Here is a 26,748-nt window from a genome sequence, read left to right as displayed (position 1 = left end):
CCACCTCGAGCTCCCGAGCGCAGGTACATCCCGTCGACCTGGAACCCGTCGTAGACCTACCCCGTAACCGCGATCTTGGACTCGGTGCCTGGCACCCATGGCGTCGACGCGACGAAGTGCGGTGATGCGGGTCCAAAAGGCAGCAAGGTGGGGGAGATCGCGGCACTTCACCCGCAAGACAGTCGTCCGCGGTTCTACAGACGAATAGGCTCGCGAGGAGTTCGCGAGCGATGAGTCCGAGTGGTGAGGGTGCTGGGAGCCGCATGGCCGACGAAGACGTGCTGTATGAGTTCAAGACCGTGCACGCGATCCGTGGCACCGAGGCCCGGTCGATCGCGAAGTGGCAGAAATCTGGTTGGGCGCTTGTCGACCAGAACCAGGGGACGTTGCGCACGACGCTGAGTTTTCGCCGCCCGAAGCCGAAGTTGCCGTGGGTTCCACTTGCCGTGGCTGGTGGCGTCCTCGCGCTGCTTGCCGTCGTCATCGGTATCGGCATCGCACTGGAGGACGACGGTGGCGTGTCAGAGTTGACCATGCGCACGAGCGAGAAGACGGTCCTGGCGAGCGAATCGCCCTCCGGGACGCCGGAACCGAGCACGTCCGCGTCGGCTTCGCCCGACGCCGGTCAGACTGACGCCGACCAGGTCCTGACGATCGTGAACAACAAGGAGTTCGCGGCGCTGCTGAGCGTGGGCGACACCTGCGACGAGTCGATCGCACGATTCGCGAACAAGTACGCGGGCGAGACGATCGAGTTCGACGGATCCATCGCGGACATGGTCAATCACGGCAGCTACGACACTCGCTACGACATCCTGTTGGGTCCAGGAGACAAAGGCCCAGAGACGGGGTTCGGGCCGGCCTTCAAGTTCGAAGACGTCAACTTCCTTGACCTACGTCTCACTGGGGCGAATAAGCCTGATTACGTAGGTGCGGGCGACCGCCTCCATCTCATCGCCGAGGTCGGCGAGTTCAACCCGGTCCAGTGCCTCTTCCTCCTCGAACCCGTCTCTACGGAAGCCCGATAGAGCCGTCCCAACACCTGAGGTTCCCGGCCCGCGTGAGAACCGGGGCGGTGAAGTTGTGGGCGGGGAGTGGAGACGGATCGGTACCGCCCTTCACACCGAGAAGTACTTCGCTTCGGGGGTATGGCGCTTGTCCGTCATGCGACGACTGCTCACGACGACTGCCTCCACTGAGCGAGGGATGCTTCAGTGTGTAGGCGTCGGCGTGCTGAAGACCACGGGGTCTGCCTCGTCGAAGACCGGAAAATCGAAATGCAAGTAGAGCACCAACGCGAGGCTGACTTGTGCTAGGAACGCGGCGATGAAGATCGACAGGAGCCCGCGACCAAGGCGCTGCCCTGGCCGCATCAGCTGGCGTAGCGCGTACGAGGGCTCGGCGTCGGCGACACGGATCTTTTCGAACTCCGGTAACAGCCTCGCTGAGTTGGCGCCTCCGAAGATCTGGACGAGGCCGTCGCGAGAACTGAAGCGAAGCGCACGCTCGCTGACATATGCGCTGTACGCGACCGGCACGAGGTTCCTGCTTATGATCCCCGTCCCGATACAAGCGACGGCAACGAGAACCGCGCCACTGGCAACGAGCCCCGCCGAGCGTGTTTCGATGCCGTAGCCGATGAGCAGCAGGTCTCCGGCCACGAGGATCGACCACGACGACACCATGACTTGAGTCAGGAATCGAAAAGTCTCCACTGCGCGGTCAAGCTGTTTCTCTAGTGCCTCATAGCCTGGTGCTGACGTGTTTGCTTCCGCCGAGGGGCTCGGGCCAGTCGGACGGGACCGCCGCGACTTTCTGCGCATGGCGCTCAGGTTAGTGGCGAGGTCACCTCGGCACGAGGCTGAGATTCCAGCGAGGCGACTCCGCGTCTGTCGACGAGAAGCCTCTCCGGGCTTCGAATCCCAGGCGGTGCCAGGTGCACATCCGGATACGGCGGTCAGCTGCGTCGAGCTGCCTCACGTCACGGGCTCGTCGGCGCCGTATTGGCTGACAGGGGGCGCACGGGGCACCTGAGGTCACAGAGCGTGGTACCGGACGCGGATAGCCGACGTGCTCCTTTCCGCCCTATGGCAACAGTGTTGCTCCATCAACGTGGCACCCTCGAACGCGGAACCTAGCAACCCTCAGCGCCTCAGTGGACTTCAACGACTCGGTGGGTGGAGTTGACGCGGTCGCGCAACACCACGCGCGGTACCGCCGGGTACTGGACTGCTTCACGTTATGGACGAGTCGGACTCACCACCTTCATCTGGGCTCCTTCGTGACGGGACGCGCTGGCCCACGAGACAATCGCAACGTGTCGATCACCAGCGAGACGCGCAAGCGGCTATGGGCCAGATCTGGGAATCGCTGCGCGCTGTGCCGGAAAGAGCTTGTTCGCGACGACGTGGACGGGCTGCCCGGCGCATTGATCGGCGAGGAAGCACACATCGTCGCGCGGTCACCAGGTGGGCCACGGTACGCACCGCTCGACCCTGAGGCCCGCGACGGCTACTCGAACCTGCTCCTGCTGTGCGCCAACGACCACACGCAGGTGGACGCTCAGCCGACCCGCTACACGGTCGAGTTGCTTGAGAACCTCAAGCGGAGCCACGAGCGCTGGGTGACGAACCGGCTGCACCCAGGTCCGGCCGGCGACGACTCGAGCCACACGCGAGCGGTCGTGATGGTGTCCGGGGCGGAGATATGGGACCTGATGTTCAAGGCGTACGGGTACGACTGCGGAGCGGACGAGGATGCGGACCTAACCGACGCCGAAGCCGATCTGGTGGATGACGCCCTACAAGCCTTCGTTGACTGGGGCGAGATCGGGCCCGATGTGGTCTCGCACGGTTTCCGCGCGATGCGCGACGCCAAGCGGTCGGTTCACGCAGCCCTGGACGACTTGACCTCGGCGGGATTTGTCGTGCTCGGCGGGGAACGACAAGGCAGCTGGGCAGGCGGCACCCTCACCGGCAAGGTAGCCCTGTTGCGAGTCGTACGCGCCGATCACCTGCACCGGTACGTGATCAGCCAGTCGCAGGAAAGAGCCTAGTCGAGCTCAGGACAGCCTACGCTCCGCGCAGGAGTGCTCACCTTCGGCTGCTGGCCGGGCATCGCGGCACTCGCGGGGTACGATCACCGATCGCGACGCTCGATGTAGCTCGGCCGCGGCCGGCCGCAGGTGGTCAGATCTGGCAGGTGGTAGATGCCACGCGGGTACCAGCCCCAGCCACGAGGACCGGCTGGCGGACCGCGTCCCGGAGCTGGAATACCAACGGTGTTGAATATCGGACGCTGCCAGGTGTTCGTCCGGACACCGAGATCAACAGCGTCCGGCTGCCTCGCGTGACCGGCTATCCAACGGCGTAGTCGCCGATCGAGCAACAATGCCTCATGAGTTCAATGCACTCGCACGGTGAAGTGCCGCCTGAAGCGATGCGTTGTCGGTGGGTGCTTGCCATTGTGCAGCCACGGCTCGCAGCTCAGCCTCCTGATCCGGGCGCAGGGGTGACGGGAACGGGGTTATCACCAGATATCCATCAGTGCTCGAACCACGTGTTCGAAATTTACGGATGGTCTCGAAGACCATGCCACCGACATACTGGGGGTTGCGTGCAGTCTTGATTTGGATGAGTACCTGCCGGCCATCGACGTCGACGACGGCGTCGGCACCTGCGTCGGCAGGCTGAAGTTGGAGGTTATTCAGTGTTGGGTCGGCCGCAGTCAGAGAGGCAAGTGACTTGATAACCTTGTCCTCGTAGATGAAAGATTCCGCCAGCATCGAGGCTGCGGGTGTTCCGCGGTTGGATTCAACGTAAGAATCGAGAGCCGCGAGCGTCGTGTCGTCAGGCTCGGGTGAGGTGGTGTCGGGGTCCAGGGGAGGTTCGGTCGTACGGGAGCCGATGTTCTTCGTGAGAGCATCGATGACACCAGCGCAAGCGGCTTTTTGAACTCCCGAGGTCGCAACTTCAGAAAGGCGCTCAAGGGTGCTGATTGTGACGGTGGTTGGCAACGGCTCATCCTCTTTTCGAGGAGGAATTGCTCGATCGGACACCCACTCGAACATGGCCCACCACGCGTCAGTCTTTGCGGCATCCTTCTGATGTGCGAGCGACTCCCGCGACACTTTGATCTGCCTGGAAATTCCTGAGTACGCAATGACCGCTGCGGTCAGGGCCGCGAATGCCGCGGCGCCCGGGCTCTGTGCGAAGTCGCGCAGCCATTGTCCCCATGCGGCCAAGTTTGCTGTTACCAATGTGATAGCGAGGTAAGCGCCGACAAGGAGCGAAATCGCAATCGTCGGGGCGAGCCAAAGGGCCGAGATATTTCGTCGTACTAGGTGAGCTGTGGGCACAGGTCGATACTGGCCCACATATGAAGTGTGGGCAAGGACCTCGGCTTGGCTTCCCACCTCTTCGACCCCACGTCGCCCGATCGGCGCCGGCCTCTGCCGACGGCGGGCATGACAAGAAGGCGCCTGCCTCCGTCGGTATCGACCCGGCGGCGCAGCATGGCGCGCCGCCCCAGGTTGACTCCGCTCATGTCTAGCGGGAGATGTCGGTGTGCGGTCGTAGGCTCGGACCGTGCAGGATCTCCTTGAGGTGCATGTCGGTACGTTCCCACCAGCGCGGTGGGATGAGCGGGAACAGATCCAGGCTAGTTGAGACCGGGAGCGCCGCGATCCCCGACCGCGGATCGCGGCGGAGGACATCGCTTGGGCGGACCTGGGCCTGGAGCCGCGGTGGGTCGGTGACGACACCAGTAGCGTTGTCTCCGCCATTGAGGGCATCGGGCTTCCATGACCGGGGAGCGGACGAGTGGCGTCGCTTCCAGGCCGGGACAGCGACCCGCTCCGAGCTGGCGCTGTGCGTCTCGACGGCCGAGCCGCCTGCTGACGAGCCGCGCTCCGTCATATTTCCGCGCTCGGGCAGGGTCGACTTTCCTTGCGTCCAGCACTCTATCTACATCCGCTGTGAGCCGATTCGCTCGGCCCGCGCGCCGGAGCTCGCCGACGGGCTGAGCGCCACCGATAAGGACCTGGCGTTGCGGCCTCGCGCTGCGGCTCGGCCGGCTCGCGAGACTTGGCCATCAGCACCGAGTCCCGCCTCGGTCTGACCGGCGAGTAGCCAGCAACCCGGAAGGCGCCGCATCCAGCTCGGCGAGCTGCTCCTCGCGGCCGGTTGAGGATCCCCCTGTCGCGGCTCCTGAACCGGTGCGCGTAGAGGGGAAGGAGCCACACGTCGGCAAGAGCATCCGCCCGCAGGTGAATGCCTGATTGATAGGCGTCGCTCTCATGAAGTTCACGAGCGCGTCTACAGGTAGGGCAACTTCGGGGTGTGAGACTGCCGGCTGCTGCTCGTCGAACGCCGAGCGCTCGAGCAGTCAGTTCGCCATCAGAGGTTGGGATTCGTCGTTGTCCATGCATTTGAGGCGAGCCATGGCCCACCACATGACTCGACGTCAACCGATCAGCCTGCCAACTCTGCCCGAGCAACAGCTACAAGCTTTTCGTATTTCGATCTCATTTCCGTGCACGCTCTCCTATAGCGAGCCGGAAGGTCTCCGCCTTGGTCCCAAACGCTTTTTGAAGGATCGCCCTCATCGCCGATTACTCTCGCATGCCCGACGCTTTCCTGCCACTCGTCGTAAGCGATCCGGAACCCGGGTGTGGTGTAGAGATCGGCCAGGATCCACATGTCGTAGTTCTCATGGTCAACGTCGGGCGGCTGGCCCTCGCGCGACCAGATAACGTCCGCATATTCCACGAACTCAGTTGTCCTGAGCGCCGTAAGGAGGATGCGTTCATAGGCAACTTTGCGTCGATCCTGAGTCATCGCATCACGGGCCATCAGCAAGGCGTGCTGACGTCCTGCCTGTTGAGTGATCACCGTTGCCGCGATACCGCACACGCCAACGAACGCTGTCGCGGCTGGTCCGACCCACTCCCATGCCATGCTCGTAGTATCCCAGATGAGTGCGTTGGTCACGGAGGGCTCCCGGTGGGATCGCCGCACCGACTTGTCGATGGATGGTCGCGTGCGGCGAGTGATCTTGCGGCTGCTGGTGATGCTGCGACGCAGGTGCAAGGTGTCGCGGGTGATACATGGACGACATTCCGGCACTGTTGGGCGCGCCGTTGTCTGCCGCCGCTTGGGTCGTCAGCGATGTAGTCGCTTCGGTGAGGAGGAATCGTGCCGCGAGCTGCAGGATTCACCGGAGACGCCCACGTAGCGCTCGGCTCACAACACTGGTGCTCGCACCAGCAGCACTCACCCGCACTCCAGCGGGTGTCTAGCACGGGATGCGCTCGGGGAGCGCTCGCCAGCCGTGCTCCCGGCGCTGGGCCTGCTGGTCGGATAGCGTGCTGACCATGACCGAGACCTTGGACGCGAGCAGCTCTGCGCATGACGCTCGCTGAGACTGCTGATCCGACCTGGTACCTCATCGGGGACTTGGTCGGTACGTGGCTGAGCGCGATCGGCACCATCGCCGCAGCGGGCCTTGCCGCATGGCTCGGGCTGAGAGCCGTCCGGGAGCAGCGTGCGCTACAGGAGGAGCGGGAGCGCGCGCAGGCGGACCGGGTCACACTGGTACGCCGATCCCCGCGCTCGGGGGAGCCTTTTCTCACGGTCCGCAACGAATCCGACCAGCTGATCAGCGCCGTGCGCGTCGTCGCGCTCGGCTCGTTTGAGAACGAGACGCGCGACGTCGACCTCATACCGGCCGACGTTGGTCTGGACTTCAGCATGACTGGTGTGGCGAGCCCGAGCAGCGTCGCTGTCGTCGAGTTTGACGACGCGGCGGGCCGAACCTGGGTCCGGACATCGAAGGGTGCGCTCCGCCGCGCGCACAGGCAAACAAGCGGCACGAGCCTGCACCTGAGATACCGCATGGCTGGCGAGCCGAAGGGGGAGCTGGCGTCGGTTACGGTGACGTTGCAGCGCGGCGCGATGCTGATGGCGTACCAGCAAGCAGCGGAACCCGCCGCGATCGTGGCGCCAGCTCGGAGGGTCCGCGTGATGATCAGCATGCCCCGGCGAGCGTGGGCCCGTTTGACCAGGCGGTAGGGCGGGTGTCGGTGGAGGTTGGTGCGCAGCCGTCAGGAGCTGCGCTGCCCCCGGATCAGTGCCGAGCTCGACCGTTGTGTGGTTGCGGGGACGCGCTACCGGAGACTACGAGGCGTCGGTCCAGCGGGATAGCGAGCCCACCAGATCCTCGAGGAATGACTACCACCCGCAGCTGCGCCGAGGAATATCGAAGGTACTGAAATATCAGACGCTGCCAGGCCCGCACCCGGACACCGAAGTCGCCAGCGTTAGGCCACCCAGCAGCACTTGCACCTCGGCGGCGCCGTAGGCAGAGCTCCCAAGCGCGGACGCGCGGGACCGGAACACCTCCAGCGAGGCCAGTGTCGATCAGGAGGCCGAGAGGCGGCCCGCAACTGGCGGCTGTTGATCGGAGCTGTCTGCCAGGATGTGCTCGTGACCAGTCATTTTGCCCGGTATCAGGCCGGGGAGCGCGACGAGGTGTGGCGGGATCTGCGTGCACTGGAGCTGTCGGTGTTCGACGCACGGCACCGCGAGGACGCGCACGCCGTGGCCCGGGAGATGGCCTCGCGGGCCCGCTGGAACGTGGAGACGCTTGTCGACCGGCTCGAAGTGGATGGCTTTGTCGCCGCGAGGAATGACGACGACAGCACGCCCCGGCCGGCCCATCTTCCGCCGTCCGATGGCGCTTGCGCCCTGGCCGACTGGATGGAGGAGGCGTTCGCGCCGTTCCCGAGTCCTCCTGGGACAGACCCCTGGGCGTTCCTCACCTTCCATGTTTGGAAGTGACGTCCCTGTGGCGGCAACTGTGGCTTGGGCAGTCGGCGCTTGGTACGGACTCATGGCGCTCAGTACCACCCGTGGCAGCATGCTGCCACGGGCTTCTGCTCGGACTGCCTGGCCTTGCGGTGATGGTCGTTGGCGCGGCCGGAGTGGTCGTTGGTGGCATATGGACCTTCGGCGGACTCGTCCAAATGATCTGGGTGGACCCAGTCCTGAGCCTGCTGATGACAAGTCCCGGAGTGCTACTTCTCATCTTGGCGTAGTTGCCACCCTGGCCCACCATCGGGAAGAGGTCTGACCGTCCGGCGGCTAACATGCCCGTGCCTGCCATGACTCGCTCGTCGATAAGGTGTGCTATAGTGGCTATCACGGAAATCTGGAGTTTGCTCCCATTGGTTCGCGACCAGGATTTTCACAAAAGGAACGGAGACCCGGGTTCGAGTCCCGGCTCCGCCGTAAGGCGGATGTAGCTCAACAGGAAGAGCCCCACCCCTCCTCTTGGCAAGTTGCTCTTGCACTGGCACTGATGCTGGAGTGACGGTCTGATTTGTTGAAGCGGTGGCCCGACCCGAATTATCCGAGTCGGGTCACCGCACTTCTTTGACCGTGTGTCCCTCAGTCGGTCCAGCTCTGCCGCGTCCAGTGTCCGGTAGCGCGTGCAGCAGACTCTAGATCGGCTTCGGCCAGACCAAGCGCCTGGTAGTAGCGGCGGGTGTAGCCCACAAGCGCGCGTCGCCATGCCGACGAGTTCTTTACTTTCGTCGTGCTCAGCGCGAAGTCCTCCGTAGCGGTCGTGGCCCACATGCTCGTCGACAAGCCTCCGGCGAGCGCACGATTGATCTCCCGCCCGAGTCGTTTGGTGATCGCAAAAGCCGTGATCACGTGCTCGGCAGTCAGCACGACGCGTCCGTTGACCACAGAATCGGTGGGGCGCTGCCTGGCGAGCTTGGTCCAGAGCTCGAGGGCCGGCTGGCTCGCGCTGTCGATGTAGTTGAGCAACTTCTCGTCCGCCCGGCCACCATTGTGGGCAGTGCAGTTGCGCATTTCGCGGACCAGGTTAAACACCTCGAGCAGGTGAGGCGCCGGCGTGTGGTCGGCGGACTCGAACAGCACAGGGTGCATGTTCCAGGCCTTGATCGGCTTCTTCAGAGGTGCCCCACTATGGACAAGCGAGACTCCCTCAGCCTTGAGCGTCTCGATACTTGCCATCACGAAGTCCTCGTGAGTTGAAAGTGCGTACGGCAGCGCCACGGACGCGAGGTGGTGCTCTGCGCTGTTCAATACGTCGCGCGCCTGGTCGCTCCGCAGGTTGAACCGTCCGATGTGCGGCACGGCGGGAAACAGCTCCGCCAGGGGTCGTGTCGAGCCCTGGACCAACTGGAGCGAGTGGCTCGCGATCTGTGAGCCGGCGACGAGTGCCATCATCGCCGAGTTCACCGTGGTTCGAGTCTCGATGTAGTCCCGGTATGCGGGGTACATCACCTCGGCCCCGACCGTTCCGACCGTGGCTGGTACAGAAGCCACTACCCATCCTCCAATGTGCTTCAGTCACGCCGTGCCGCGGAGGCGGCCCTGGGCGCTGTTGTCCAGTGCGGGCCGGACGTCCTCAATCAACTGCCAGCACCGAGGGTTTCGTGGTAAGCCTCAGCGTGGACTGGCGCCGCCGTCGAGCAATCGCAGGACCGGCCTCGTGTCTTCCGTTCCTAGGACTTCTCGGACGCGAGAGGGATGCCAGCGCAGCTGGTGGGCAAGGTCGACCTCTGTGAATCCAGTGGTGTCGGCCAAACGCGCTGCTTCGCTCAGCATCGATGGCGTCTCTCCGGGATAGGCGCTGACTGGTTCGAGCGTCACCAAGCCTGTGCTTCGTAGCTGATTCAGCTTCTGGTAGCCACGACGGATCGACGCCTCGGAGACCGTGCCGGCCTCCTTCATGCGGAGCAGGAGCGAGTCGACCGAGACACCCCAGTGTCGGGAGAGCTCATCCAGGCGGGCGAGGTTCACCGTGCGTGGCAGCAGGTTGACGATCTGGGAGTGCGGGGTCAGGAACTCGGCAGCGAACTGGTCCGCCTCGCGTTCCTGCTGTTGGTCACCGGGAGCTGCTTCGCCGTGGAGAAGGATGTGCCCAATCTCGTGGGCGACGGTGAACCGGTAGACGAACACTGACCTGGCCCGTTCGGGCGTGATGATGATGACCGGGCGGGCCAGGTGCGATGTGGAGAAGGCGCCCACACGGGCCACGTCTTGATTCGCCATCGTCAGCAGGGACACGACGATCCCATGCGACTCCGCGCGAGCAACCAGGTGCTTCACGGGCTTGTGGCCGAGGCCCCAGTGGGCTCGCAGTTGCTGCGCGGCTGACACTGGATCGGTCCGCTCTCGATCGATCGTGGGCAGGTCGACGTCGGGAAACTGAACCTTCTTCTCCAGCGCGAACGTCAGTTCCCAGACCTGCTCGATGAACGAGATCGCCTTCGACCTGTCGCGCGCGGTCGTGGAGCGCAGGCTGCGGAAATGGGCTTGAGACCCATCGACACGCCCGATCGGTCTCCCAGTGGCGAAATAGTCCACCGGCACGTGAAGCTCACGGGCCAACGCAGGCAGCAGGTCGCGCCGCGGCTTGGCGACCTGGGACTCGTACTGGCCGATCGCTGCTGGTGTCACGCCGACCAGAGATGCGAGTTTGGCCTTCGAAAGGCCGGCCGCTGCTCGTGCTTGGGTCAGGCGTGCTGGATCGAACGCTCCCGCGACCGTCTCGAGGTCCAGATCGCGGGAGGACGCGAAGAGCGTGAGCGAGGTGTTCTTGTCACGCATGCGTTTCTCCGGTCTGGTCCTCCTGCTTCACTCCCAGCTGCGGTCGAGGGATGGGCCCGTCGGAGAACCCGTCGTTCGTCGGCTCAACCTCGACCAGCGAGCCGCTGCCCAAGGTGAGCAGGGACTCGAGGGACTCGAATGTCAGGTATCCGTCGGACCCCAGTGTTGCCTCGCCCCACTCGATGCTGTGCAAAGCGGAGGGGTTGCTCGCGTAGGGAACGACGACGACGCGGTGCTGCTCCAGGGTCTCGGCGAGGGTCTGCGACTCCTCGTCGAGCAATGCGTGTTCCTCGGCGCTCAGTTCGGGGTGGTCGAACTCGATCGGAAGCCGGTCCTGGGGGTCGGGGTGCCGTTGCGTGAAGAGAGAGACACGGGAGTCCGAGACCGCGAATGGGCGGGTGCTGGCTTCTGCCGCCCGGTCCTTCGCGTAGCGCCACGGGAACAGGACTACGCCGTTGAACGCCACGAGCTTGTGGCGCCCTACCGTGATCAGCTCTGCTGAGGGAAGCCTGCCGAGTACTGCAACGAACTGGTCCAGGCATCGGCGCCAGATGTACCCGTACGGGCCGGAGTGATTCATCTCGGCCGCCGCCTGGGCGTTAGCCAGCTTCTCGTGGCAGTCCTGGATGATCTCCGGGATCTTCTCCCGGACCAGCACGCCATCAGCGCCCAGCGTCCGCAGTGCCCATGCGCGCCCCTCGTCAACTGCCACAGTCGACTCCCTTCACTGTTGTGTGTAGAACATAGCACGCCGCTTTAGTTTTGTGCGCGAGTTCGTCAAGCTAAAGCCGAACTGTCAGGCGGCACATCTCGGCCGGCCACACGTGTCCGGTGTGATGTCTAGCGCGGCGGTCCTGGATCTGGGTGGCACACAGGCGCTGCTGGCAACGCGACGCGTTCGCGTGGGAGTCTGAGGCCATGCATCCGCACATGAACCTCGAATGCCCGTGGCATGCCCACGGGTGTATCAGCAGGGAGCGTCTGTGCAGTTCAGGACACCTTCCACGGTTTACACCGTGAGAGCGTGGACAGCCAGATGAAGCGCACCGTCGACCGAGAAAGCACGCTCCGTCAACGGATGCCGGCCAGTCGTTTCCGTTTCCAGGACCATGGCTGCGGGACCGAGTGACTGAAGAGCTCGGTCGGCCGTGGCTCTTGCGGCGAAGGGCCAACGCGAAGCCGGCCAGCTGTGCGACCTCAGGACCAAGGGCTGACTGCCTCTTGTGGTAGTCACCGAGCATCTCGGAGACCCGCGGAGGCGGGTGGATCTCACCACGCGGTCCCATCTCAGCGAATCAAGGCTTGATGTCCAGCGTGGGAGTCCCGTCAAGGGCCGCCGCGTTGCGTTGCTCGACGCTCTGCACCTGCCATCGCGGACGCACTTATTACACGGCATCGCCCTCGCTCTGGCTGGTACGAAACCAGGCTTCGCCATGCGCACGGGCGAGCCCGTCGAGACCGTCGTCTGCGATCTCATCCAGTAGCACGGTCGGCTCGCCCCGCCAGCAGACCGACCGTGGTCGGTGACTGAGCAAACCTCACCCACTCCGCACCCTTTTACCAGGCCCGTTGCCTGACCCGCGAACTATGCTGGGCCCGTGTTTCCCCTCAGGCAGCGCCGCGCACCCGGAGCCTTGATCCAGCGATGAAGGCCGATTCTCCCCACTGGAAGGTCATGGGTCCGCCCGCGACGCCCGAGGAGGCGGATGCCCTGGAGGCCTTCCGCGAGGTGCTGCCCGACGACGGCCGCACGACGGCGTGGGTCAACCTGACTTTCATCGACACGAACAACCGCACGGCCGAGGTCGACGTCCTGCTGCTGACCCCCGTCGGATTCTTCTGTGTCGAGCTCAAGGGCTGGCACGGCACGATCACCGGTTCCTCTCAGCGGTGGTACCAGCGGCGCAAGACGCACACGAACCCGTTCATCGTCACCGACAGCAAGGGCAAGCGGCTGGCATCGGTGCTGAAGTCCTACGCGACGTCTCAGCAGGCGCGCAACGTGCCGTGGGTGAACGCCCTGGTCGTCATGCACGGTCAGGGCTCGACGTTCGCCGTCGACCAGTCTGGCCGGGCAGGCGTGATCAAGCTGGACGGCTACCAGGTCAAGTCCACGCCGCCCCTGCAGCGACTGAGCGAGTTCCTCGCCACGCCTCCGCAGAACCCCCGCGACGCCATCGACCCGCAGCGGGCTCACCTGGTCCGGGTCCTGTGCGAAAAGGCAGACTTCCGGCCGACCCCGAAGACGCGGATGGTCGGCGACCTGGCAGTGGTCGAGTCCGACCCGGTCGCGGAGGGTGTCGACTGGCAGGACGTCGTGGTCACGGACCCGAACCTGCCGAAGATCAAGCACCGGTTGCGCCTGTACGACGTGCCGCCCAAGGCGTCGGCGTCGGAGCGCGGGCGCATCGAACAGCTTGCCCGCCGGGAGTACCAGCTCACGTTCGGCATCCGCCACGAGGGCATCGCTGTCCCGCGACAGTTCCTCGTGACCGACGACGGCCCGGCGCTGGTGTTCGACTACCAGGACGACGAGCGGCCGCTGGACGTGTTCCTCGCCGACGACGGCGCCACGCTGACCATCGACGACCGCGTCGCCCTGATCGAGCAGCTCGGAGACATCCTGCGCTTCGCGCACCACCGCCACCTGTTCCACCGTGCGTTGTCGCCGCAGCGGGTCTGGGTCAGGCCGTCGGCCGATGGGCCTCGGCTGGAGGTCCGTGATTGGTACTCCGCCCAGAAGGACCGCGAGTCGGGGGCCGCGACGAGCTGGACCTCGGTGAGTCGAGGCGCCTCCGACCTAGTCGGGCTCGCGGGCCACGAGGATCTGCTCTGGCTCGCGCCCGAGGCGCGACAGGCGGTCACGGACGTTCCCGGTGCACCGCTCGATGTCTTCGGCTACGGCGCGCTCTCCTTCCTCATCCTCACGGGACGAGCTCCGGCGACGTCGGTCGCCGAGGTCCAGGAGCTGCAGCAGCAGGCGGGCCGGTTCGACCCTCGAGCTGTGGTCGCGGGCGTGCCGGACTCGCTGGCCGAGGTGATCGGCGAACTCACGGACGTCGACGAGGCCGAGCGCCCGCCGACGGTCGAGGATGCCCTGGACCTGGTGCGCATGGCGTGGGACGAGGTCCGCCGCCCGGACGAGCAGGCTCCGGCGGCCCAGATCGAGGATCCGCTCGACGCACAGACCGGCGACATAGTAGGCGGCCGCTTCCTCGTCGCGGGCAAGCGCGGCGAAGGCTCCTCCGGCGTCGCGTTCGCCGTCCTGGACGACGCCACCAGAGACGACAGGGAGCTCATCCTCAAGATCGCGCGGGACGATGCGGCCGGACGGCGGCTCGACGTCGAGGCCGAGGTTCTCGCGGGCCTGGACCACCCGCGCATCGTGCGACTCACCGAGACGCTGGAGATCGGCGGCCGGCGCACGCTACTGATGTCCGACGCCGGCAAGGAGACTCTCGCGACCCGCCTGGTCAAGGAGGGCCAGTCGACCCTGGAGCAGCTGCAGCGCTGGGGCACCGACCTGCTGGAGGCGATGGCCTACCTGGTGGACGTCAAGGGCATCTTCCACCGGGACATCAAGCCCGCGAACCTCGGCATCGCCCCGGACCCGAAGTACCGCAAGCCGCACCTGACGCTGTTCGACCTCTCGCTCGCCCGCGAGCCGCTGGAGAACATCGAGTCCGGCACCACCGGGTACATCGACCCCTACCTGGGCAAGGGGCGCCGCACCCGGTATGACCGTGCAGCCGAGCTATGGGCAGTCTCGGTCACCTTGTTCGAGATGGCCACCGGAGTACTGCCCTGGTGGCCCAAGGGCGCCAGTACCCCCGCCCATTCGACGGACAAGCCGGTGGTGGAACCTTCGGCGTTCGACCCCGCCGTCGCGCCGGCCCTGACGGAGCTGTTCCGCAAGGCCCTCGCCCCGAACGTGAAGGATCGGTACAGCAACGTCGAGGACCTGCTGCGCGCGTGGACGCACGCGTTCGCGAGCCTCGCCCTGGACGCCGACGCACGGCTGAAGGACGACGAGCTCGCCGCGGCGGCCACCCTCGAGACGCCTTTGGAGGATTCAGGGCTCTCGGCGCAGGCGCTGTCGGCCCTGCGGCGGCTCGACGGCGTCGTTACGGTCGCCGACCTGCTTGGCGTCCACCCGGTCAAGATCAACGGCATCCGGGGCCTGGGCGAGACCTACCGCAAGGAGATCCAGGCCCGCGTCGGTCAGTGGCGCTCCGCGCTGCGACCTGTCGACACCGTTGCAGGGCAGGAGGCCTCCCTCGGCGCCGACCGCATCGTGACGAACCTCCTGGACCTGCTGCCCACTTCCGGAGCACCGATGGCACGCAGCCTGCTCGGGCTCGGCGACGGCGCCCCGTGGCCAACGGCGGCCGAAGTCGCCGCGGACCTGCAGACCACTCGCGAGCGGGTGACAGCACTGATGGACGATGCCGCGTCGGCCTGGTCGACCTACCCGCCGTTCGTCGCGTCTCGTGACGAGCTGACGGGTCTGCTCGAGGGCGCGTCGCGCGTCATGACGGTGCCGGAGGCGGTCGCCGCCCTCGTCACGGTGCGCGGTTCGGCGCTCGACGGTGCCGCACGGACCACCTACGGCACCGCCCTGGTGCGCGCCATCGTTGAGTTCGATGCCCGCGATGTCACGCCGTCGCTGGTGCTGCGCCGCCGCGCCGGGTCGAAGGCGGACCTGCTGGCGCTGAGCGAGGCCTTCACGGACGACGCGGCCGCTGAGTCGCACCCGTCCGCGGACTTGCTGACCGACCTCGCCAGTGAGCTGGGCAGCGAGGCCGACGATCTTGCCGCCGGAGGTGTCGTCCCGGCGAGCACGGCCCTTGCGGCCCTGCGGGGAGTGGTCGATGACCTCGGTGTGTCCGGCCAGTGGCACGTGCCCGACGCGCGCCTGCTGCGCCTGGCCGCCGCGGCGAGCCAGACAGCGGCCGTCTCGGGCTTCCACGAGCTCTACTCGAAGGAGCTCCCCGTACGCACCGCGCTGGAGCACGCGATGCGTGGGAAGCCCGGCCGCTCCATCAGCCAGACTGCGGTCCGTCGCACGCTCAGCGCGCGCTTCCCGCACCTGACCCAGCCGCTGCCGTCCAGCACTGCTGCACTGGACGCGCTCATGCGCGACCTCTACCCGGACCTGGTCAACCACAACGGCGTGTACGAGCCCAAGAGCAGCGCCATGTACTCGACCGGCACCCTGTCCACGACGCAGTTCGCCCCGACGCCGGCCGCCGAGATCGCCCGCAAGCTCACCGAGTCCCTCGACCGCCACGCCGCGCTGACCCTGGCCGTGCCGCCCAAGCGGTACACCGGCGCCACCCGCGCGCTGGCGGCGGGGTTCGACATCGACGTGCTTGACGTCGCCGAGCTGGTCGTCGCCGCGACGAAGGTCCAGATCGAGCAGGCCGGCGGGCAGTGGTCGGGCCTGCTCGGGTACGACGCCATGGACCGTGACAGCAAGCAATGGAAGGGCTTGCGGGGTGCGGTCCAGCGGTCCGTCGAGCCCGCATGGGCCGACCGGATCGACACGGACCGCCCGCTGCTGATCACCAACGCCGGCCCGCTGGTCCGCTACGGGCTGACGCCGCTGCTCGCGACCCTGCTCGACACGGGGACCCGACGCCCCGGAGCCCGCTGGCTTCTCGTCGCCAAGCCCGGCGACGCCCACGCTCCGCTGCTGGAAGGCCGGTCGGTGCCGCTCGGCCCCAGCGGCTGGATTGACCTTCCCGGCGAGTTCCTGCGGGATATCGCCCCCGCCGCACCACGCAGCACCTTGACCGGAGACCGTGCATGATCAACTCTTCCGCCCTCCTCACCGATCTCAAGGCCCAGCTCAAGGCGCTGCAGGCTGACCTCAAGGAGCGCGCCGACGACCCGACGACGCCGTGGGGCGCCGCGCTCCAGCGCGAGCACGCGGAGGCACTGCGACGCGAGCGAACGGGACTGACCTGGACCGCCTGGCGCGACAACGAGGTGGACCAGGCTGCGGTCGCCTGGATCATCGCGACGACGTTCGTGAGGTTCTGCGAGGACAACGACCTGCTCGTGGGCGCGACGCTCGACGGCCAGCCCGTTCCGGTGGGCTGGATCGCGGGCCCGGGCGATCGCACCGCCAGGGCGCGGGAGAACCAGACCGCGTACTTCCGCATGAACACCAGCCACCACGATCGCGACTGGCTCCAGCGGGCTTTCCGCGTTCTGGCCGCGCAGCCTGCCGGCGCCGCGCTCGTCGACCCGAAGCACAACCCCGTCTGGACCGCCGAGATCAGCGCCGAGGGCGCCAAGGCCCTGCTCGACTTCTGGCGTCGTACCGAGGACGACGGCACCCTGATCCACGATTTCACAGACCCCGACCTGGGCACCCGCTTTCTCGGCGACCTCTACCAGGACTTGTCCGAGCACGCGAAGAAGACCTACGCCCTGCTCCAGACTCCGGTTTTCGTCGAGGAGTTCATCCTCGACCGCACACTGACCCCGGCGATCAACGAGTTCGGGATCGACGGGCTCAAGCTCATCGACCCCACCTGCGGGTCCGGCCACTTCCTCCTTGGCGCGTTCGAACGGATCAACCAGGAATGGGCCGCCGAAGCGCCCGGTATGGACCCGAAGCAGCGGGTCCGTAAGGCCATGGACTCCATCCACGGCGTCGACCTCAACCCGTTCGCGGTCGCCATCGCCCGGTTCCGACTCACGGTCGCGGGCCTGATTGCAGCAGGGGAGAAGTCGCTGGTCGGAGTACCGGAGTTGGGGTTCCACCTCGCGATCGGCGACTCGCTCCTGGGCGAGCAGGGCGGCGCGCCGAACCAGCTGTTCGACGACGGCGCTCTTGACCTCGGACTGGATTACACCCTGGACGAGGCGTCGGGCGAAGACACCGGCTACGAGTACGGGTCCGAAGATCTCAGCGAGTACACCGGCATCCTCACGCCCGGGCAGTACCACGTGGTCGTTGGGAACCCGCCGTACATCACGGTCAAGGACAAGACCCTCAACCAGATCTACCGTGAGGCCTACACCACCGCTGCAGGAACATATGCATTGTCTGTTCCGTTCATGGAGTTGTTCTTCCGGCTGTCCGTCCGCGGCGAACAGGGACGGGGCGCGGGTCACGTCGGCCAGATTACGTCCAACTCCTTCATGAAGCGCGAGTTTGGCAAGAAGGTCATCGAAGAGTTGTTCGCCGGATACCACGTCGACAACCCCGTCGACCTCACTCACGTCATTGACACCTCCGGTGCGTACATCCCCGGACACGGGACGCCCACGGTAATCCTTGTCGGACGACGACGCCGGGCGCATGCCGACACCGTTCGCGCCGTGCTGGGCGTTCGAGGCGAACCTGGTCAGCCGAAGGTTCCCTCTGAGGGCCTGGTCTGGACCGAGATCGTCCAGCACATCGACATCCCAGGCTTCGAAGGCACGTTCGTTGGCGTGGCCGACCTCGACCGCAAGGCGCTGTTGACGTTCCCGTGGTCCCTAAGCGGTGGTGGTGCCGCAGAGACCTGGCAAAGCATTGGGGAGGCGGGCGCACGGAACCTTGCAGATGTTGTGCGCACCTTGGGGTACACCGGTCAAACAAACTCCGACGGTGTGTTCTTGGCGCCTGGACCGACGCTCGCGCGGCGCGGCGTCGAACCAGAGATGGTGAAGGCTTTTGTTACGGGTGACAACGTTCGCGATTTTCGAATTGATGCGCGAGATTCCGCAATTTTTCCATACGGGTCTGAGGGGCTCGAACGGATCGCCAAGCACCAGGGTATGTTTGCCTGGATGTGGCCGATGCGGACCCAACTTTGGGCGCGCGCTACGTTCTCGAAGATGTCTTATAGAGAAGAGGGGCGACCCTGGTGGGAGTGGCACCAGGTCTCGCTTGATCGCGTTGGCCCGTGGAGTATTACGTACCCAAGGGTTGCTACTCATTGCCATTTCGCTATTGACCGCAATGAAGGCCGCGTATTCAACCGAGAGGCATCTTTCCTGCAGCTGTCGGCAAAGGCGACAGAGGAGCAGTATCTGGAGCTGCTTGGGGTGCTGAACAGCTCGACAGCGTGCTTCTGGCTCAAGCAGGTCAGCCACAACAAGGGCCGCCCAAGTGCTGACGGTGCGGGTGCCGATGAACCATGGGAGCACCGCTACGAGTTCACAGGAACCAAGCTCGAAGAGTTTCCACTCCCTGCCATTCTTCCTCTGAAACGTGCTCGGGCCCTCGATGGTCTCGCGCAGGAGATGACGCGCGTGGCTCCGGCCGCGGTCATCGCGACAGCCGTCGCTGATGCAAAGGGCGGCGTGGAGCTGAGCCTTGCGCCTGAGCTCGAGGAGGCTCATGCTCGGTTGAAATCGCTACGAGAGCAGATGATCTTCGAGCAGGAGGAACTGGATTGGGAGGTCTACCGCCTTTACGGGGTGATCGACCAGGATTTGACTTACGGCGGTCCGCCGGTTGCGATCACGTCGTCGGAGCGTGCTTTCGCGATTGCGCTGGCGCGAGAACTGGCTGCGGGCGCCAGTGACACGACGTGGTTTTCCCACTGGAACCACCGCTTCACAGAGACGACCGAAGTGCCTCCGGAGTGGCCGGAAGACTATCGCGCCGTCGTGCAGCGTCGTCTGGACGTGATGGAGTCCGATCGCAGCATCGGTCTGCTGGAGCGTCCGGAGTACAAGCGGCGCTGGGCAACCACCCCGTGGGACAAGCAGGTCCGAGAGGCACTTGAGTCGGCGATCCTTGACCGGCTGGAGTCGGCCGACTTGTGGCATGACGCGCAGGGACCGGCCACCCGGTCGGTCGCACAGCTTGCGGACCTGCTCCGGAACGACCAGATCCTGCTCGGGCTCGCGCGGGCGCTGACCGGTACGGCCGAGCCGGACCTCGCCGCCGTGCTGGGAACCCTGGCGCCCGCCGAGGCGGTGCCGTACCTGGCCGCCTACCGGTACAAGCCGTCGGGCTTGGAGAAGTACCGGGAGTGGCAGAAGGTGTGGGATCTCCAGCGTCGTGAGGACGCAGGGGAGAGTGTCACGATCCCCGTGCCGCCGAAGTACTCGACGCCGGACTTCCAGAAGGTCGGGTACTGGAAGGCACGCGGCAAGCTCGACGTACCGAAGGAGCGGTTCGTGCTGTACCCGGGTGTCGGGCGTGAGGGCGACACGAGCCCGGTACTGGGCTGGGCCGGGTGGAACCATCGTGACCAGGCGGTCGCGCTGGTGCGGGAGATCATGAACCAGCAGTCGCTGGGCGCGTCGAACGAGGCGCTCGTCCCGATGGTCGCGGGCTTGGTAGAGCTGGAGCCCTGGTTGCACCAGTGGCACACGGACCTGGAGCCGGAGTTCGGGTCGAGCGCGGCGGACGCGGTGACGGGGCAGATCAACCAGCTCCTCGCGCAGCTGCAGAAGACACGCGACGATGTGAACGACTGGCGCCCGCCCGCCGCAGGCCGGGGTAGGAAGCGGTCATGAGCGGCCGGCAGGTTCGCGGCTGCCGTGTGCCCGACGGACGAGTGACGATGAAGGACGGAAGCCTGTACCGATGAGCACCTCCACACCTGGCGCGCTGGCAATGATGCTTCGTGACGCGATCCACGTGCCCGAGGCCGTCCACGACGACGACTTCGTCATGCGGATCCACGAGGGCGTGCCCGCCGCGGAGCAGACCCTCAAGGACTACGTCGTCACGGAGAAGATCGCCGAGGCGTTCGGCGAGGGCCTGAAACTGGTGAAGTCGGCTCTGGCACGGGGCAACGCCAAGGGCGCGTTCATCCATGGCTCGTTCGGTGCCGGTAAGTCGCACTACATGGCGGTGATGCACCTGCTGCTGACGGGCAACGCGGGGGCGCGAGCGCTACCCGGCCTGCAGGCGGTCGTCTCGGAGTACACGGAGGTGCTGTCCCGGAAGTTCCTCGCGGTCGACTACCACCTGATCGGTGCCGAGTCGTTCGAGGGCGCTCTGTTCCAGGGGTACCTCAACACGGTCAAGGACAAGCACCCGGAGGCCGCGGCGCCGGTGCTGCACCAGAGCGACCTGTTGTTCCGCAACGCGCAGGAGCTGCGGGCCAAGATGGGTGACGGGCCGTTCTTCGCGCAGTTCGACGGCGAGCTCGACCCGGTGCTGGGCAGCATGGGCGACGGCGGCCTGACGGCGGCCGATCTGGACGCCGCGACGGACGGGTCAGCGAGCGAGCGTGACCGGCAGGCCGTGGCGGCCAAGCTGGTCGAGACATACTTCCCGGCGTACACGTCCACATCGGCGTGGTTGCCGATCGACCAGGGACTGCGGGTCATGACCGCGCACGCCAAGGGCCTGGGCTACGACGGCCTCGTGCTGTTCCTGGACGAGCTGGTGCTGTGGCTGGCGAACCATCTGCGGGACTCGGCGTTCATCCAGAACGAGACGTCGAAGGTCGCCAAGCTGGTCGAGACCGGGTCGGGGCAGATGGCGATCCCGATGGTGTCGTTCGTCGCGCGGCAGCGGGCGCTCAAGGAGTTCCTCGGCGGCGGGAACGTCGGTGCCGAGCAGGTGGCGCTGGAGGACTCGTTCCAGTGGTGGGAGGACCGGTTCGACAAGATCACCCTCGCCGCCGCGGACCTGCCGGAGATCGTGAACAGGCGTCTGCTGGTGCCGTCATCCACGGACGGCAAGGACGCGCTGGCTACGGCCGTGGCGCGGGTGCGGGCGAACTCGACGGACTGGAAGCACCTGCTCACGGACTCCGCGGGTTCCGGAGCGGTGGACTTCGAGAAGGTGTACCCGTTCTCGCCCGCCCTGGTCGACGCGATGGTCGCCTTGTCGGCCATCATGCAGCGTGAGCGCACGGCACTGAAGATCATGAGCGAGCTGCTCTACCGAGGGCGGGACGAGCTCACCGTGGGTGACGTGATCCCGGTGGGTGACCTGTTCGACGTCGTTGTGTTCGGCGACGCGAAGCCGCTCACGGACGACATGGTGAAGATCTTCGAGGCCGCCGCGTCGTTCTACCGCGGCAAGATGCGCCCCTACCTGCTGCAGAAGCACAAGGTCACCGACGCCGAGGCCCCTGCGCTGGACCGTAACCACGCGATGCGCCGTGAGGACCGCCTGGCCAAGACGCTGCTGGTGGCGGCCATCGCACCGGGCGCGACGTCGTTGAAGGACTTGACCGCGTCCAAGCTGGCGGCGCTGAACTTCGGGTCCGTGGTGTCGATGTTCGGCGGCAACGTCTCCGGGCAGGTGGCGACCCTGGCCACGGAGTGGCAGGGCAAGTTCTCGGAGATCACCGTCGGCTCCACGGCAGACCCGGTGATCAGCTTGCAGCTGACGGGCGTCGACTTCGACACGATCCTCGCCCACGTCACCCAGGAGGACTCCCACCCCAACCGGCGCAGGCTCATCCGCGACACCCTCGTGGCGGAGATCGGTGCCGTCGCCACCGGCTCCTACGCGGGCGAGTACACGCTCGATCACGTGTGGCGCGGCCAGAAGCGCACGGTCGACGTCGCCTTCGGCAACGTCCGCGACCGGGCCGCGATGCCGGTCGAGGCGCTGAAGGCGTCGGACGGCCGGTGGAAGCTCGTGGTCGACTACCCGTTCGACGACGAGGAGGGTCGCGGCCCGTCCGACGACGCGGCGCGGATCTACGACCTCAAGCAGGACGGCGTCGTCTCGGACACCGTCATCTGGGTGCCGCACTTCCTGACCGCCCAGCGGATGGACGACGTCGGCAAGCTGGTCCAGCTGGAGTACCTGCTCACGGGTGACCGGTTCGATCAGTACTCGGTGAACCTGCCGGTCAACGACCGCGAGCCAGCGCGCCGGCTGCTGACGAGCCAGCGGGACTCGCTGCGCAGCCAGCTGGGAGCGCTACTGCGGCAGGCGTACGGGGTCGACTCGTCGGCGAACGACGAGAACCTCGGTACGCGGCTCGCCGGGACGAACTACATCACGCTGGCCGACGGGTTCACGCCGACGCAGCCGTCGGCGGCGACGCTGCGGGACGCGGTCGTCGGGGTGCTGGGGGCGGGGTTGGCCGTCCGGTACCCGAAGCACCCCGAGGTCGAACGTGGCGCCGAGGAGGTGCGCCGGCCCGAGCTGATAGCTGTGCTCGACCTGGCCCGGCGGGCCGTGGACGCCGGTGGCCGGCTCGCGGACCTGGACCGGTCGACGAATGCCAGGGTGCGCCGCATCGTCATGGCCTACGGCGTGGGGACGCTGCGCGAGACTGCGTACGCGCTGGGAGCACAGGACTTCGCGCTCTACGACGAGTTCACCCGCGCTGCGGCGGCCGGGGACGTGACCGTCGGGGCGCTCCGCGGGGTCCTTGCGGAGCGAGGGTTGACCCGCGACGTGATGGATCTGCTGGTGCTGGTCTGGGCCAAGATCGAGGACCGGGAGTGGTACCGGGCCGAGGCTCGGACACCGGAGCCGACCATCGGTGCGCTGGCACCTGAGATGCTGCTGCGCGAGCCGGTGCTTCCCTCCGACGAGGAGTGGCAGGTCGCCCTCACCCGGGCCAAGTCGCTGTTCGGTGTCGGCGCCGACGAGTACCACCTGTCGACGGCCGCGGTCGGTCGCCTGAGCGACGCCCTGCTGACCAAGGCGCGTCCCGCGCTGAGCACGACGTCAGATGCTGCCACCGAGCTGGCCGCGCACCGTGAGGTGCTCGGGCTGGACGAGACCTCGCCGCGCTGGCAGTCCGTGACGCGAGGCCGGGACCTGGTCTCCGTCATCGCGACGGCCGACAACGCCGTGGCACGGATCGAGGCCCTGGCGCAGTTCGACCTGCCGGCTGAGTCGCAGGCCGTCGGTCGAGCCGTCGCCGGAGCAGGGGATGTCGTCGCCGCGCTGCGCGGCGCGAACTGGCTCCTCATCGACCGGCTGCCCACGCTAAACGGCGACCGCGCCGTCCGTGCGCTGACCGCGCTGCGCGAGGCAGCGCACCAGACGGAGCTGCACGCGCCGCTCAAGCCGGCCCTGGACGCGGCGTCGAGCGAGGCCCTCGAGGTGGTCGCCGTCGATCCCGCTGAGGTCGAGCGTCGTCGTCACGACCAGGAGCAGCGTCGCCGCGAGGAGGACCTGCTCCGCCGGCGCGACGACGAGGCACGACGGGCCCGGGAGGAGGCCGAGCGCCGTGCTGCCGCGGAACGAACGGCCCGTGAGGAGGAGCTGCGGCGCGAGCGCGAGCGGCTCGACGCGCAGAAGCGCGAGCAGGAGGCGCGGGAGGCGGAGATCGCTCGCCGGCTCGAAGAGCTCGACCAGATCCGGCTGGAGCAGGACGAGCGCAAGCGTGCGAGGCTGGCCGAGAAGAGCCAGCTCGTGTCGAAGGTGGCGGAGGTCCAGGCGATCGGGCAGCGGATCACTGACGAGCTCGCGAACCCGGTCGAGGGCAAGTCGCTGCGGGTGAGCTGGAGGTGGGAGTGACCAGCCCGACCACCGAGACACCGCGCACGGTCGCGGTCTCGGAAGCCCTCGTGCGTTCCCGCGCCGCTGAGCTGGTGGCCAGGGGGAGGGACTGCCGTGTCCTGGTGCTGCGGGCGCAGCCGCGCTGGCATGGTGGTGACCTGGTCGTCGACGGACACCGGGTACGAGTCGTCGAGGGCATCTCGCAGCTGGCAATCCTGGACGCCTACGCGGGCCAGGCGCCCGACGAGTACCTGGTGGTGCTGACCGACCGGCCGAGGACCGACCTCACCGACACGGTGCTCGCGCGTGCCTATGGCCAGCGCATCGAGGAGCCGGATGAGTGGGGGAGTGTCCCGGCGCTGTTCGGTGGTGCCCGGGAGGTCAGCCGGGACCTGCGACGCCTGGAGTGGGCCGCCACAGCGCTGCTCGACTACGAGCCGGCGGGCGGGTGGACGCCGACGACGGACGTGGCGGTGACTGCCGAGCACGCCGTGGGCGGCCTGCTGGCGCACCTACTGGGACTGGACAGCACCGATCTCGATGGTGTGGTGCTGCTGACCGTGCTGAGCAACGGCTCGAGGTCCCCGTGGGCCGGTGTGGACCCCCAGCTGCAGAAGCACCTGATCGAATGGGCGGATGACCAGTACGGGACCTCGGCCGGATTCGCGCTGCGCACCACGGCGCGGCCCGGCGGCCTGGTCAAGCCGCTCGCACTCGGGCTGGCGATCGACGTGTTGTGGCCGCAGCCGGGGTCGGTCGCGGACCTCACCGAGGAACAGGTCGCGGCACGCACCCGGCTCACCGAGCGGTACGTGGGCGGCCGGACCCTGACACCGGTGCAGGCACGAGAGATTGCAGACGCTGCCGTGTCCGCCGTGCTGCGCCTGTCCCGGGAGAACGACCCCGAGGGTCGGCTGGGCGTGGTTCTCGACCAGGCCGAGGCGCTGTTGCGCGACAACCTGGGCTGGCCCGCTGGCGCGCGGCGGTCAGCGATTCTGCGACCAGGGTTCGTGGCCAGGCTACGGTCGCTCGCCACAGCCTTGGACGCCGCCGCCGCGGGAGGAAGCGGCGACGTGGAGGACGCGCTGGTCGCCGTCCTCGATCACCGTGAGGCGGGTCTGAGCGGGCAGGACCTCGCGCCGCGCATGGCCGTGCGCCTGTCCCGGTGGCTCGCCACGCCGGAGAGCGCGCCCGTCAGCCTGGGAGCGGATCTCCAACGACAGATCGACGACGGCGCATGGGTCGATGCGGCGCTCGGCGTGCTGTGGAGAGGTTCGTCGGATCCCGAGGTGGGCGCCGCGTACGGACGGCTCATCGAGAAGGTACGGCTCCGGCGTGGGTCTCGGGACCAGGCGGCCGCCACGCGCCTGGGCGAGTCCGCGGTGATGCGGACGTTGGCCGACTTGCTCGACGGGCCGGCGCTGGGGATCGAGCACGTGCTGCGAACCGTCGTTGACCCGTGGCGGGCCCAGGGCGGGGTGCTGCTCGTGGTCCTGGACGGGATGAGCGCGTCTGTCGCCGTCGACCTGGCTGGAGAGGTGGGCCGGTCGGGACTCGTCGAGTGGGTGCCCTCGGCCACGAGACGTCGGCTCGCCGTCGCCGCGGCGTTGCCCACAGTGACCGGGGTATCTCGCACGAGCCTGCTCTGCGGCGAGATCCGGGTGGGCGACTCCTCGACCGAGAAGACGGGCCTGGCTGTGGCCTTCCCCGGTGCGCGCCTCTTCCACAAGGGTGAGCTGCGGGCTCGGGGCGGCAATCAGCTGGCCGACGATGTTGTCTCGGCGATCAAGGACCCGTCCGTGTCCGTGGTCGGGGTCGTGATCAATGCGATCGACGATGCGACGCACAAGAACGACACCTCGTCCCGCCCGTGGTCCATGGCGGACCTCGAACCGCTGCGCGCCCTGCTGAACGCGGCATCGATCGCCGGGCGGGCGGTGGTGGTGACGTCGGACCACGGCCACGTCGTCGAACGCTCGACCGAGATGCGCCCCGCAGTTCCTGGTGGGGAAGCGCGGTGGCGGCCGGCGTCGTCGGGTGAGGCGGGCGACAGCGAGGTGCTGGTGTCCGGGGCTCGAGTCGCTGCCGAGTCCGGTCAGGTGGTCTTGCTGTGGAGGGAGGATCGTCGCTACGGCCCGGCGAAGGCCGGTTACCACGGGGGCGCGTCGCTGGCCGAGATCACCGTGCCCGTGCTCGTCTACCAGCGGTCGCTCGCGCAGACCGCACCGGCCGGGTGGGAGGCGGCGCCTCCGCAGACGCCGACCTGGTGGAACGACCCCGCCGTCAGGCCGGACGCGGCACAGGTTCCGGCGGCGCCCGTGAGGAAATCGCGGCGCAAGCCGACGGCCGACGTCGCCGTCGGACCTGCGCTGTTCGAGATCGACGCAGCTCCGGTCGCGAAGGCTGACGACCTGGTGGCACGCGTACTGGCGTCGAGTGTGTACGCCGACCAGCTGCGTCTGGGCGGACGCGCTGCCGCGACGGCCCCGATCGAGTCCGTGCTGCGGACCCTGGTGGAACGCGACGGGCGAGCGCACCAGGACACTGTGGCCTCGGCGGCCGGGATGTCGTCCACGGCGATCGGGCAGGGCCTTGCCGTCGTCAAGCGGGTGCTGAACGTCGAGGGCTACGACATCCTCTCGGTCGATACCGACGGTGCGACTCTCCGTCTGGACCTTGACCTGCTCAAGGAGCAGTTCGGCGTCGCATGATGGTAGA

Annotated in this window: 14 protein-coding genes; 8 read left to right on the top strand and 6 right to left on the bottom strand. The window is 67.0% G+C overall.

The features are described 5' to 3' along the window. Positions 1 to 263 precede the first annotated feature (263 nt). Complete coding sequence (locus tag ACIG47_RS13340) at positions 264 to 1,028, top strand: DUF4839 domain-containing protein (RefSeq protein WP_397431306.1); 765 nt, start codon at positions 264 to 266, stop codon at positions 1,026 to 1,028. A gap of 183 nt (positions 1,029 to 1,211) precedes the next feature. On the opposite strand, the gene ACIG47_RS13335 is transcribed toward ACIG47_RS13340, so the two are convergent. Continuing rightward, complete coding sequence (locus ACIG47_RS13335) at positions 1,212 to 1,685, bottom strand: hypothetical protein (RefSeq protein WP_397431304.1); 474 nt, start codon at positions 1,683 to 1,685, stop codon at positions 1,212 to 1,214. Between the two features lie 632 nt (positions 1,686 to 2,317). Here ACIG47_RS13335 and ACIG47_RS13330 point away from each other — a divergent pair. After that, a complete protein-coding gene (locus ACIG47_RS13330) occupies positions 2,318 to 3,055 on the top strand; it encodes a hypothetical protein (RefSeq protein WP_397431302.1) in 738 nt (245 codons plus the stop codon). Positions 3,056 to 3,394: 339 nt separating this feature from the next. Here ACIG47_RS13330 and ACIG47_RS13325 read toward each other — a convergent pair whose 3' ends face one another. Both ACIG47_RS13325 and ACIG47_RS13320 read right to left on the bottom strand, forming a co-directional pair. Further along, entirely contained in the window at positions 3,395 to 4,357 is a 963-nt protein-coding gene (locus ACIG47_RS13325; RefSeq protein ID WP_397431301.1) for a hypothetical protein, read from the bottom strand. 1,114 nt (positions 4,358 to 5,471) lie between these two features. Then, entirely contained in the window at positions 5,472 to 5,990 is a 519-nt protein-coding gene (locus tag ACIG47_RS13320) for a hypothetical protein (protein WP_397431299.1), read from the bottom strand. Positions 5,991 to 6,407: 417 nt separating this feature from the next. Between ACIG47_RS13320 and ACIG47_RS13315 the strand changes: the two genes are divergently transcribed. Then, positions 6,408 to 7,070: a hypothetical protein gene (locus tag ACIG47_RS13315; RefSeq protein WP_397431297.1), complete on the top strand. Its 663-nt coding sequence runs from the start codon at positions 6,408 to 6,410 to the stop codon at positions 7,068 to 7,070. Positions 7,071 to 7,484: 414 nt separating this feature from the next. Then, positions 7,485 to 7,838, top strand: a complete 354-nt coding sequence (locus ACIG47_RS13310; protein ID WP_397431295.1) for a hypothetical protein — start codon at positions 7,485 to 7,487, stop codon at positions 7,836 to 7,838. A gap of 609 nt (positions 7,839 to 8,447) precedes the next feature. Here the strand turns inward: ACIG47_RS13310 and ACIG47_RS13305 are convergent. The 3 genes from ACIG47_RS13305 to ACIG47_RS13295 form a co-directional block, all read right to left on the bottom strand. Then, on the bottom strand, positions 8,448 to 9,356 hold the full coding sequence (locus ACIG47_RS13305) for a hypothetical protein (protein WP_397431294.1): 909 nt from the start codon (positions 9,354 to 9,356) through the stop codon (positions 8,448 to 8,450). Between the two features lie 120 nt (positions 9,357 to 9,476). Continuing rightward, positions 9,477 to 10,643 (bottom strand): helix-turn-helix domain-containing protein, encoded by a 1,167-nt coding sequence (locus ACIG47_RS13300; RefSeq protein WP_397431292.1) that lies wholly within the window; start codon positions 10,641 to 10,643, stop codon positions 9,477 to 9,479. Then, positions 10,636 to 11,355, bottom strand: a complete 720-nt coding sequence (locus tag ACIG47_RS13295; protein ID WP_397431291.1) for a hypothetical protein — start codon at positions 11,353 to 11,355, stop codon at positions 10,636 to 10,638. The genes ACIG47_RS13300 and ACIG47_RS13295 overlap by 8 nt, the downstream gene beginning before the upstream one ends. A 933-nt stretch (positions 11,356 to 12,288) precedes the next feature. On the opposite strand from ACIG47_RS13295, the gene pglW reads away from it, so the two are divergent. From pglW to pglZ, 4 genes are all read left to right on the top strand, one after another. Next, the gene (gene pglW, locus ACIG47_RS13290) at positions 12,289 to 16,455 is read left to right on the top strand and encodes a BREX system serine/threonine kinase PglW (RefSeq protein ID WP_397431289.1); all 4,167 of its coding nucleotides are present in this window, start codon (positions 12,289 to 12,291) and stop codon (positions 16,453 to 16,455) included. Continuing rightward, the gene (gene pglX / locus ACIG47_RS13285; RefSeq protein ID WP_397431287.1) at positions 16,452 to 20,114 is read left to right on the top strand and encodes a BREX-2 system adenine-specific DNA-methyltransferase PglX; all 3,663 of its coding nucleotides are present in this window, start codon (positions 16,452 to 16,454) and stop codon (positions 20,112 to 20,114) included. Before pglW ends, pglX begins: the two co-directional genes overlap by 4 nt. A 70-nt stretch (positions 20,115 to 20,184) precedes the next feature. Further along, positions 20,185 to 24,048: a DUF6079 family protein gene (locus ACIG47_RS13280; protein ID WP_397431286.1), complete on the top strand. Its 3,864-nt coding sequence runs from the start codon at positions 20,185 to 20,187 to the stop codon at positions 24,046 to 24,048. Beyond that, positions 24,045 to 26,741, top strand: coding sequence for a BREX-2 system phosphatase PglZ (gene pglZ / locus ACIG47_RS13275; RefSeq protein ID WP_397431284.1), 2,697 nt, complete (start codon positions 24,045 to 24,047; stop codon positions 26,739 to 26,741). The genes ACIG47_RS13280 and pglZ overlap by 4 nt, the downstream gene beginning before the upstream one ends. The last annotated feature ends 7 nt before the right edge of the window (positions 26,742 to 26,748 follow it).

The organism is Promicromonospora sp. NPDC052451, from assembly GCF_044547525.1.
Taxonomy (GTDB): Bacteria; Actinomycetota; Actinomycetes; order Actinomycetales; family Cellulomonadaceae; genus Promicromonospora.
Note: the sequence above shows the minus strand (reverse complement) of the source record. Positions and strands in the feature narration are given on the sequence as shown.